The 11248-nt window shown below is 35.9% G+C and carries 7 protein-coding genes; 1 reads left to right on the top strand and 6 read right to left on the bottom strand.

Annotated elements, in window-relative coordinates:
* Positions 1-187: 187 nt before the first annotated feature.
* Genes H9647_RS23855 through hsdR form a run of 3 tightly spaced genes read right to left on the bottom strand, consistent with a single transcriptional unit; the run spans position 188 to position 5508 of the window.
* On the bottom strand, positions 188-1681 hold the full coding sequence (locus tag H9647_RS23855) for a restriction endonuclease subunit S (RefSeq protein ID WP_191804738.1): 1494 nt from the start codon (positions 1679-1681) through the stop codon (positions 188-190).
* On the bottom strand, positions 1678-3147 hold the full coding sequence (locus H9647_RS23860) for a class I SAM-dependent DNA methyltransferase (protein WP_191804740.1): 1470 nt from the start codon (positions 3145-3147) through the stop codon (positions 1678-1680). Before H9647_RS23860 ends, H9647_RS23855 begins: the two co-directional genes overlap by 4 nt.
* 15 nt (positions 3148-3162) lie before the next feature.
* Entirely contained in the window at positions 3163-5508 is a 2346-nt protein-coding gene (hsdR, locus tag H9647_RS23865) for an EcoAI/FtnUII family type I restriction enzme subunit R (protein ID WP_191804742.1), read from the bottom strand.
* A 515-nt stretch (positions 5509-6023) separates the two neighbouring features.
* Between hsdR and H9647_RS23870 the strand changes: the two genes are divergently transcribed.
* On the top strand, positions 6024-6635 hold the full coding sequence (locus H9647_RS23870; RefSeq protein WP_191804744.1) for a hypothetical protein: 612 nt from the start codon (positions 6024-6026) through the stop codon (positions 6633-6635).
* Positions 6636-9128: 2493 nt separating this feature from the next.
* Here H9647_RS23870 and H9647_RS23875 read toward each other — a convergent pair.
* The 3 genes from H9647_RS23875 to H9647_RS23885 form a co-directional block, all read right to left on the bottom strand.
* The gene (locus H9647_RS23875; protein WP_191804746.1) at positions 9129-9278 is read right to left on the bottom strand and encodes a hypothetical protein; all 150 of its coding nucleotides are present in this window, start codon (positions 9276-9278) and stop codon (positions 9129-9131) included.
* 385 nt (positions 9279-9663) lie between these two features.
* A complete protein-coding gene (locus tag H9647_RS23880; protein WP_191804748.1) occupies positions 9664-10815 on the bottom strand; it encodes a replication initiator protein A in 1152 nt (383 codons plus the stop codon).
* Positions 10812-11248: hypothetical protein (locus H9647_RS23885; RefSeq protein WP_191804750.1), on the bottom strand; the 437-nt coding region annotated here is incomplete at its 5' end. The genes H9647_RS23885 and H9647_RS23880, both read right to left, overlap by 4 nt.

Consider the following 11248-nt stretch of genomic DNA (forward strand, 5'->3'; position numbering starts at 1 on the left):
TTTTTTGAGAGTGAAATTCATCGTTTTTTCATTATAGATCGCATGAATAATAGGTCATATAAACTTCGGTGCAGATAAAATGATTTATTCCAAGCTACTTCATTGCCCTTTTTCAAATTTCATTTTATGCTCCTTTTACTTCGATACTAAAAAGAAGCGAATTGCTTCGCTTCTTAAAAATATTAAACTAAAAAGCATTATTAAGTTTGTTTTTTACAAGTAACATCTTTTCAATTTGTTGGACAATTCTATTCTGTTCTTTTAAGGGTGGTAATGGAATAATAATATTTTTTAGTTTAGTACCGTTAAAATTAGCTTGGCCATTCTGTTGAATTATATGGGGTTCTATTTGCGTTTTTCGACACAAATATGAATTTAGATAGTAATTAATATATATTGGAGATACAAAAGTTTTTAAAATTTCAACACGAATTAAATATGATGCAAAGCTAAATCTATTATCTTCGCCTTTATAACAAGCACTTTTTCCTACCAACTCATAGCTATTTGTTCTGTTAAACAATATATCTTGATGCTTCAAATAAAGTTTTGGTAAATCTTTAATATCTTCATTAACATATTTTAATTTATCGTAAGAAATCTCTCCGTTAACAATATTATTCATACGAAGTACAGGTACTTTTTGCTCGAACTCCGATGTTTTTTGAGAAGTACCATACTCAATCACTTTACTTATATCACCCAACCTCACCCACTCCCAACTACTCGGAATATCAAAAGGAATCTCCTCTTCTGTAATCGGTAGCAGAGGTTTTTCTTTCTTAATAACTTTGTCTTTAATTAATCTCTCTTTTTCTAACTGTATTTTCTCAATCAACTGCTGTGCTGGCTCATCATTCGGATCTTGCACAACCAATCTACCTTGCATAGCATATTGAAGAATAGATTTCTCTAAATTCATAGGGAAATTACTATTTAATAAATCGATATCTAACTTTAATTCACTATATAATTTTATTTTTCTTTCTAACTCACTAATTCTATTAATTAATTCTAATTGCACAGATAATGGTGGTAATGGAATCATTACTTGATTAATATTGCGAATAGACAACTTAGGCTGTGCAACCTTATTTACAGCTTGTTGGAACTGATTTTGTACAATTGGTGATTCAAGTAATAATTTAACAAATAGTTTATTTACATGGCTTATTTCAATTTTAACTGCGTTTTCTGTTAAAAGAGCACCATCAAATTCTTCTGGTATTATTCCTACTTTCCCTATTGTTCCAGCTATTGTTAGATATAAATCATTACTAGAAATAGTATAATTTTTAATACCCTGATATACTTCTTCATCTACATAATGTAAGTCATTTGATGTAATACTACCATCTTTCATATCTGCAACTCTTAGATAAACGTAAGGTGTTTTTGTGGTTAAAAGTTTATATCCACGAGGTACTCTTTTCCCGCCTCTTACATTGAAAATATCCCCGATCTTAACCCATCTCCAATTAACAGGAATATCAAATGGTACCTCTTTTAAATCAACGATGTATTCCTCTTTAACTTTTTTTATCAACTTTGATTCTATTTGTTTTTGTTGATAATTTTTTATAGCTTCGTATAAAGTAATGGCATTCTCTCTTGAATCATTAAATAAACTCCCCTGCAAGGCATATTGCAAAATGGAATCTTTTAGTTGCTTCGCATTCATTCTACATCACCTAATATTTCTTGAATTTCGGCTAAAATATTGTCTATTTCATGATTCAGCCTTGAACGTTCAGCAATATAGTTTTCAATCAGTTCTTTTGGTTCTAAGATGACTTCTTCCTCTTGAGGGAATTTGCATAAATCGAGATTATAATTGTGGTCGATGATTTCTTGTGCTGTAAACATACGTGCCTTTTCATCTTTACCATCAATCATTTCGATACGGTTTTCCCACCAGTCCATTGCAGGCTGGAAATGTTCTAGTTTAATGGGACGTGTTTTCGAGAAGTTTTTATATCCTTCTGGCATGTCTAGACGGTAAAACCATACTTCCTCTGTTTGTTTTGTGTTATCAAAGAACAACATATTTGTATGAATGGATGTATAAGGAGCAAATACACTATGCGGCAATCGAATGACCGTGTGTAAGTTAAATTCTTTAATAAGCTTCTCTTTAATCGCTAACTTTGCACCATCTTCACCAAATAAGAATCCATCAGGTAAAATTACGCCTGCTCGTCCATTTTTCTTTAAGCGATACATAATGACCGAAATGAACAAATCAGCTGTTTCGCTGCTTCGTAATTCGAGAGGGAAGTTAATTTTAATACTGTCCTTCTCTGAACCACCGTACGGAGGATTCATCAAAATCACTTCAAATTTTTCTTTTTCTGTATAGTCACGAACATTTTTCTCAAGTGAGTTACCATGCACAATCACCGGATTATCAATGTCATGAAGTAATAAATTCGTGATAGCTAAGAGATACGGAAACGCTTTTTTCTCAAAACCGAAAACCGAATTATTGTATAGCTCTCGGTCCTCTGTCGTTTTTACTTGATTGATTAAGTAGTTCAGTGATGATGTTAAGAAACCGCCAGTACCACAGGCAAAGTCAGCCACATGTTCTCCTAATTGTGGCTTTAGCATTTGTACCATGAAATCTGTTGTCGCACGTGGGGAGTAATATTCACCTGATGCTCGCTGCGCTTGTAAGTCTTTTAAGATTTGCTCATAAATTTCATTAAATGCATGACGCTCTGTATAATCAGTAAAATCAATAGCGTCAATCACATTGATAACTTGACGGAGCAAAACACCATCTTTCATGTAGTTATTCGCATCTTCAAATGCAAACTTTACAATTGATTTGCTGACAGGTGTATATTCATCTACTTCAAGTCCTTTTAATGTAGGGAAGAGTGAACTGTTCACAAAGTTTAGTAACGTTTCACCTGTTAACGCTTGACCGTCTTTCTTATCGACAGCCCAGTTTTCCCAGCGACATTCCTCTGGGATAATGGATACATAATCATCATCATGTAGTTCCCACATTTCTTCTTTCGCCGCATAAACTTTCAAAAATAAAATCCATACAATTTGCTCTAAACGCTGGGCATCCCCTGATACCCCAGCGTCATTCCGCATAATATTTTGTAGTGTTTTAACAAAAGATGTAATTGACATGTAGTTATCCTTCTCCTATGAAACATAAATTTCGTCTTTAAGACGTTTTAAAGCAGCTAAGTAACCTTTCTTTCCACCAAAAGCTTTGACAATTTTAAGTGAGCTTCCGAAACGTTGGAATTCTGGTAGCTCTAGAATTTCTGTACCATCAATCTCTTGAATCCCTTCGTTCATATACTTATCTAACAGCAGCTCTAACACATCACGCGCAACGTCTTGATATTCGTAAATGTAACCGCGTTTTTTCACGTTATTCGCACGTTCTGCTTTGGTTAGTGGTGGCTGATCAAAAGCTAGATGACAAATTAAATCGAATTCATCTAGCTCACGAAGCTGCGGTTCTTGCTCAAACAAGGCTTCTAATAACACCCCTTGTTCTTTCAGCTCATCTAGAATAGCATATTTTTGTTCTGTCTCATTCCATTTACGTAAAAAAGATTCCAAAGTAGCGTATTCATTGCGAATATTTTTCTTCGTGTAATCAATCAAGTTCTCTGTTATGAGCTTCCCATTGGCGTCATAGTAAAGCACACGCTCACTGACAACTTGCACATTCACATCATTTACACGATATTTCACACGGCCAGTACTACCTTCTCCCGGGTCCCCGCTATCTGAACCTCCTTCAGTTTCTGGATTGTCCCAGCCTTCTTCAGAAGATGTATCGTCTGGCATTTCATCATCTTCTAATACTTCTAAAATCACTTCTGGATTTCCATCAAACTCCGGATCTGCAAAAAGACGGCTTACATTTCGGAAATCTATAATTGTGAAGTATTCTTTGCCATACTCAGGATCTAATCGCGTACCACGCCCAATAGTCTGCTTAAACTCTGTCATCGAGTTAATATTTGAATCGAGCACAATTAATTTACATGTTTTTGCATCTACGCCTGTGGTCAGTAGTTTGGATGTTGTAACGATTGTTGGATACTGACTTGATCGATCAATAAAATTGTCAAGCTGTGCTTTTCCTTCTTGATTATCACCCGTAATACGCATAATGTACTTCGAATTCTCTTTCACTAGATCTTGATTTAAGTTTACGAGAGCACTTCGCATACGTTCTGCATGGTCAATATCTGTACAGAATATAATTGTTTTTGCAAAACGATCATTTTTCTTTAAAAACTCGGTGACACGCCCTGCTACGATATTTGTCCGGTCATCAATGACCATACTTTTATCAAAATCTTTTGTGTTATATTCCCGATCTTCAATTTCTTGCCCGAACATATCAAGCTTTCCTTTTTCTGGGCGATATCCTTCTAAATCACGGTCAAGACCTACACGAATTACTTTATAAGGTGCTAAGAAGCCATCATCAATTCCTTGTTTTAAGCTGTAAGTATAAACTGGTTCACCAAAATACGTGATATTAGAAGTGTCTTTTGTTTCCTTCGGCGTAGCTGTCAACCCAATATGCGTTGTACCTGGTGCATTAAAATATTCTAATACTTTACGCCAGCGACTCTCCTCTTTCGCTGAACCACGATGAGCTTCATCAATAATGATTAAATCGAAAAAATCGGGTTGGAATTGAAGGAACGGTTCATTTCCTTCATCACCTGCTAATTGATGGTATAAAGATAAATAGATTTCATATGAACTATCTAACTTACGGTTTTCTACTTTCGTCATTACTTTTTCAAAAGGTTTAAAGTCATTCACCATAGTTTGATCAACTAAAATGTTACGGTCAGCTAGGAATAACACACGTTTCTTAACGCCTGCTTTCCATAAACGGTAAATAATTTGGAAGGCTGTATATGTTTTCCCTGTACCAGTTGCCATGACAAGCATAATACGATCTTGCCCTTTTGCAATCGCATCAATCGCACGGTTAATCGCAACTCGTTGATAGTATCGCGGTGTTTTATCACCAAGCTTATAGTAATACGGTTCATCAATTAGTTGTTTTTGTTGCTCATTCAGTCCTGCATCGTTTGTATAACGCTGCCACAACTCATCATGGGAGGGGAACTGATGCAAGTAAATTGTGCGCTCCTCTCCCGTTAATCGATTATGCTCCACAAATGCATCTCCATTTGAGCTATAAGCATATGGAATATCTAGTATTTCTGCATATTCAAGTGCTTGCTGCATCCCTCCGCCAATTGGATGCTTGTTGTCTTTTGCTTCGACAATTGCTAAAGGATAGTTACTTTTATGCATTAATAAATAATCTGCACGCTTTTGTTTTGCTCTCGTCGTCATATTACCGCGTACAATTACGCGTCCATCTGTAAAACTATGTTCAAAATGAACCTGAGTTTTTAAGTCCCATCCTGCACCGACAATTGCTGGTGTTATGTACTTATTTTTAATATCTTCTTCCGTCATCGCTAACTTCGATTTCATATCATGTACACCCCTTATGTTTTTAGTGCAGTTTGTCGTTTCCCTTATAACATTATTTTATATTATCTCTGCAAACTTCGAGGATAAATTTATAAAAACATTATACTAGTAAAAAGAGGCTCACCTATCTCATTTTACTTTTACTTGAGTGATTTTACCTTTCATTGCATTAACGGAGATGCTTCCCATGTCTTTACTCATCTGCTCGCTTAGTTCATAGGCTCTGTGGCGCGGTGTTTTAGCAACAGTCAGGAACCTAGAGCGGCCTGCAGCGATACGTAGCGGATCTTAGATGGATTTTTTTCGTCTAGACAGGCTTACTATGTTTAAAATCATTTTTTTGGATCTCAGTGTGTTATTTTCCATCTAAAAAAACGAAAAGAAGGCGATGTATAGTAGCAGTCAGGAAATATAACAAATACTATCCATAAAGAGATTTTCAGGATAAAATAGTTATTTACTACCATATTCAGACAAGTACCGTAACAGATGCGGATTATAACGGGGTGGATGTGTTGAAAGACAAGAAGTATTTATTATTCCTTATTCCTTTATGCATTGTAGCTTTTGGTATCTTCGTATATCCAACCATGTACAAGTACGATAAGTTGGAGCAAAAATACCCTGTCATGATTAACAGAATCACGGGTGAAACCAAAACTTTAACAGATACTGGATGGACAAATGCAAATGACTACAATATAGCTACGGAAGAAATGGAAGAGTTTAAAGAGCAGATTATGAAAGAAATTAGTCTACAAAGGGAGAATATTAAGAACGAGACAATAAAAACTTTATATGATGAGATAGACGCAATTAGAGAAAAGCAGGATGTCATTAACACTACAGCAGTTGAAGTGGAGGAAGTTGATCAAGAAGATGAAGCACCATCATTAGTTGAATATCTTCAAGAAGGAGAACCGGAAACCGATCCATCAGATCTGGAGAAAGGCTATTTTGAAATTGGAGATACCAAGGAAACGGTTGAGCAAGTTATGGGAAAACCTGATGCAATAAGCAGTTACCTGAATTTTGAAACTTGGATGTATGAATTATCACTAGTTAAATTCAAAAACGGTGTGCTAAGTGAATACGATAACATGAGTGATAACTTAATAATGGAATAAACCCTCCGGAGTCTTCCAAAGTGTCGATAAAGCCAGAGGAGGACCACCAATATGAGCCGTGCTTCTCCTCATTAATTCGAAGTCCTTCAAGTTCTTCTCTTATACGTCTTTCGTCCTCTACGATATCAGGTCGAGTTCGAACTCGACCTGATATCGTAGAGCGGACGCAAGAAGGCACGGCTGTCGCACGCCAAAAGAAAGGATTGAAATTCCAAAAAATAAGCCAGCACTCAGGCTAGCTTTAATAGGTATACCTAAGGTAAGTCATGATAATTGAGATAAGCTTTCAATTATGGGCTTTGCAGCGCTGTAGATTGTATTTAACATCCTCTTAACATTTGCATAGATTCAACCGTTCCACCTAAAGAATTGGTTTATCAGATACCTTTTAAACCTTCAAGTGGTAGCTCATCCAACTTCAAATATCTGCATAATTACTGATTTGCTGTTCATTATTAGTTTGAAGTAGCCTAACGATGGCTGATAAGTCCCCTTAACATACTACATCAACTTCCATATACACCCTTGCTCCAATATAATCATAACCGTTTTGCATTATATTTTTAAAAATTTATGTCTACAAAATCTAAATATAAAATTAACAAGAATAGGTATACTTAAAATGGATAAAAAGATGAATTTTTGGAACCAATTATCAGCATAATCAGAAAAAATTGTGTAAACCATTAATCCAAAAATACAAAACTTTGTTATACTACCAAGAATATTCCTCATTGGATACAAAATGCTTGCGATCGTAACAATAATAAGAAAATCCTCTATAAAAAACACCACCCATTCCTAAAAATATCCTAATTATACCACGAACTCCCTATCCAAATAACCATCTTGTAATTAATAGTTGTTGGGCCGCAGGTGCGGCCAGAGGTCATCTAGATGTCTACTAAATTCAATTAGCAACTATTATAATCTTGCATCATATGATTCTTTCACAATAGTTATCTCTAAAACTTTATCTATTACCCCATCAGCCATGTGAATAAAGCTACTAAAAATTATACATATCCACAATTTCAAAAAAAACAAAAAGTTGCGAGCTAAAAGCTCGCTTATAATTGAAATCAGCCTCCCCACACCCACCCCTACATTAAAGGTGAACTGTTTACGTAACATTATTTAACCAACTTTCTACTTGACACACTAAACTGAAGTTAAGATGATGGATCGTGCGTGGTGGACACAGTTCACCTTATCCCGATAGGCTTTCAAAAAAAATAAAAACAGCCTAAAGAGATTAAGATGAACAGAATGGCTCGGCCGTCACGCATTGGGGAACGGCTCCCAGGAGTTGTTTCTGCCACGCCGTACTATACGGCTTGCTTACTTATGAGGGTCATGCCCTCGGATTGGTTACGGTTCCTATGGACCAATCCGCCGCTACAGCTTTTTCAGCAACTTCTCAAACCGTGGTCTGCTCTCCCTTGAACGGTTTCCAGCAAGGTTCCATTGAGCTTTTACCACGTACTTTTCGGAACGGTCATGGCCCGCGATGGAGTCACATCGTATAATGGGCCACACTTCGTTTTTGCCGGGATGTCTGCCCCCGGTTAAGTAGACAGACTACGAGAATGAAGCTTCACTTCGCGCCCAGCATACGGCGCAAGTGGTCACGGCCAATACGTGACAACCCCCGACAACACCAAACCACTAGCACCCGGCACGCCACATGATTTGGGCAGGTATTTTATCGTGGTCTCCTGATCCCACCGAGCTGGCGAAGCTCACCTTGACTAAATATCTCCTAAAAAGACAATAGGAAATTAAGCCTTCGAAGTACTTCATTTAAAAAGTAATTCGAACGCCCGCTTATTCAGTTGGATAATGTAAATGGAGTTGTAACACTAAAAAGAGGAATTATGGGGAATAAAAAACTCCCTTTCATCCCATGCACACCAAAAAAGGCAATAGGAAAGAGAGAGTTTGACTTTACTTTTTTTTCGTCGGTAGAGTATAATATCCCTATACGAAAACGAATAATAAAGTAAAGCTCTCACTCCTAATGGTTCATTAAATGAATGTTTCGGTCGGCAAACTTCGGCACTCATTTAATGTTTAGATGGTGGGGCTTTTCTTTTTATGTATAAACTACTCTACTTACATCAATCTTTTAATCTATTACTATGATACGATAATTTATCGAAAAATGGCAAACTGGTCCAATTGTAATTTTCCGTACTAAAACGGATGTTTTTAACTCGTTTTCCGTACTAAAATGGATGTTTTTAACTCGTTTTCCGTACTAAAATGGATGTTTCGACAGAATGAGACACTGTTCATTTCTCTATTCAAGAATTTAAATTTTTTTTCAACTCATTTCCGTACTAAAACGGATGTTTTATAATAATTTCCGTACTAAAACGGATGTTTTATAACTCTCAATAATAAAATAAAATTTATAGGAGTCCAACACTAAACTCTGTATATTTGCCCTATTATCGCCATTGGATCATAGTATTTTGTCGTCTTTCAAAATCAACCTTCCCAACCGCAAACACGGCATATTTGATATTTTTCCTCTTCAAATATTCCCTCCTCGGGAATTGTCAAAGCAGCATTTGCACCACTACCATTTTCAACAGTTTCTAATTCAAAGCTTTCGCAATCCGGACACTGATCATGCATTTCTTCTCAACCCTTTCAACTTATTGTGAGCCTGATTAACAATTGTACTTTCTCAGTCACACTCATCATTAGATATATCGTCATTTTTATATTAAAAAGAGAGAGCCACCTGGCTCTCTCTTCAGAGTGTCGACAAAGTCCGAAAGGACTTTGCGACATAACGATTTTTATGTGGGGAGACTCATCTCAATTAAAAAAAATCGTTTTAAATCGATCTGAGGACCCCATTTTTATTTAAAATTAAACATTCTCAATTCAATATCGAGTTTGTCTACAGTCTGAAGAGAGAGCCACCTGGCTCTCTCTTCTGTTTATTCCAAAAGTTTTCTTGAATATTACCTTATTTATCCTTCGTATCAAAGATTCATCTACAACCCGTACACTTTCAATCTTCCCACAACACAACCTGTTCTGGTAACTCTTCCCTAATAGGCACATTGATAAAAACAGGATTTTTTTCAACCGTTAAATAACGATCTGTTAATCCTTGTTTCTTTCCAGAAAACGAATAAGCACCTATAAATCCTACTTGTTTAAGTTCTTCACATGCTTGTGTAATTCTCTCAACGATTTTATAGACCGGCATGATCGGTTTCCCATCATCAATAAAATGAAAATGTCCTGCCAATGTTGAAAGCTCTAACTTAACGGTATGATCCTCTGAATAGGAAGCAATAAGCCAATACATTCCCTGCGCTAAATAAGATTTCAGATCATTCATCATAATAAGGGAAATATCAAATAAACTTCCATTTTGATTAGCTTCTACTAACCATTCTGGCAGCTTGATTTCAAATTTACGCTGAAAGTTATCCGTCGTGTTGACCTTTCGGCGAAATACAATTTGATCGATAAGTCGAGTAAAAGCTATCTCTTCATACTCTGCATTTTTTGAGCGTTGATACTGTGTTAGTGTCACCTCTATGTCTTTTAAGCGAATTAACGATTCTTGAATACGTTTATAATTGCTGGAACCATCCGTTAATCCCAGTTCATTTAAAATATCCGCGTATTTAAGTTCTACAGTAGGCTTGTTCCCACTCTGTTTAAACCATAAAGATTGTATCGCAGCCATGACTCTCGCATCATAAGTCGTTAGTACATCTCCGCTTTTACTTCGAATATACACAGAACGAACACCATCAACACTCATTCCACCTTGCTTTGCTACATTCTTTGGTTTAGCAGAAAATAAAGCGTGTTGAGCAATATTTGTATTAAAAGGTACTAATTCTTTAAGATAGTCAACCGATTTTATACGCAGAGATCTTTCAAGAATATCGATTTTAGCTTGTATAAATTCTTTATTAGATACTTCTCCATCTTGAAGTTTTGCTTTCAGTGAATCAGCATGCTGATTAGCATATATGAACAACGTTTTAGCTGGTATCTGTTGGTTTAGAAGTACACTGTATGAATCCAACGCTTCTTGCTTTATTGTTTCTGCCTTTAGAGGGTCAGTATGTCGTTCATTTATTTTAATAAATTCATTGGCTAACTGTTCTATTAGTTCCTCGACTTGTGAGAACTCCCTCATAGAATTCCGCCTTGTCTTTTTTCGATTTTATCCAATTCTTTTTCCAATAGATAGTTCACCATTCTCATTTTAAATCCTTTTTCTTGCTTCTCGGCCAACTTATTAAAGCGTGCCAACAAATCATTGCGAATAAGATACGTATCGCGCGTATGTGTATCTTCTACTCTCGGCTTACGGTTACGCTTTAATAGCTCATATTGACTTAGGAAATCATTCTCCTCTTGAACTAAAGCTCTTTTAGATTTACTTTTACTGTTCAGTTTATCTGAATCGTTTGCTTGTTCATTAGTTTTGTTTTCTAATACTGAAATACTTTTCGATTCATTTTTACTGTTCAGGTTTACTGAATCATTTGTTTGTTCATTATTTGTGTTTTCTGATACAGAAACATTTTGTTGTTCATTTTTACTGTTCAGTTTTTCTGAATCATTTA

This window comes from Paenibacillus gallinarum (genome assembly GCF_014836635.1).
Lineage (GTDB): Bacteria > Bacillota > Bacilli > Paenibacillales > Paenibacillaceae > Paenibacillus > Paenibacillus gallinarum.

Excerpts from the sequence above, each read along its gene's own strand:
- H9647_RS23855 (WP_191804738.1), bottom strand. The coding sequence starts at position 1,681 with ATGAATGCGAAGCAACTAAAAGATTCCATTTTGCAATATGCCTTGCAG.
- H9647_RS23860 (WP_191804740.1), bottom strand. The coding sequence starts at position 3,147 with ATGTCAATTACATCTTTTGTTAAAACACTACAAAATATTATGCGGAAT.
- hsdR (WP_191804742.1), bottom strand. The coding sequence starts at position 5,508 with ATGAAATCGAAGTTAGCGATGACGGAAGAAGATATTAAAAATAAGTAC.
- H9647_RS23875 (WP_191804746.1), bottom strand. The coding sequence starts at position 9,278 with ATGCATGATCAGTGTCCGGATTGCGAAAGCTTTGAATTAGAAACTGTT.
- H9647_RS23880 (WP_191804748.1), bottom strand. The coding sequence starts at position 10,815 with ATGAGGGAGTTCTCACAAGTCGAGGAACTAATAGAACAGTTAGCCAAT.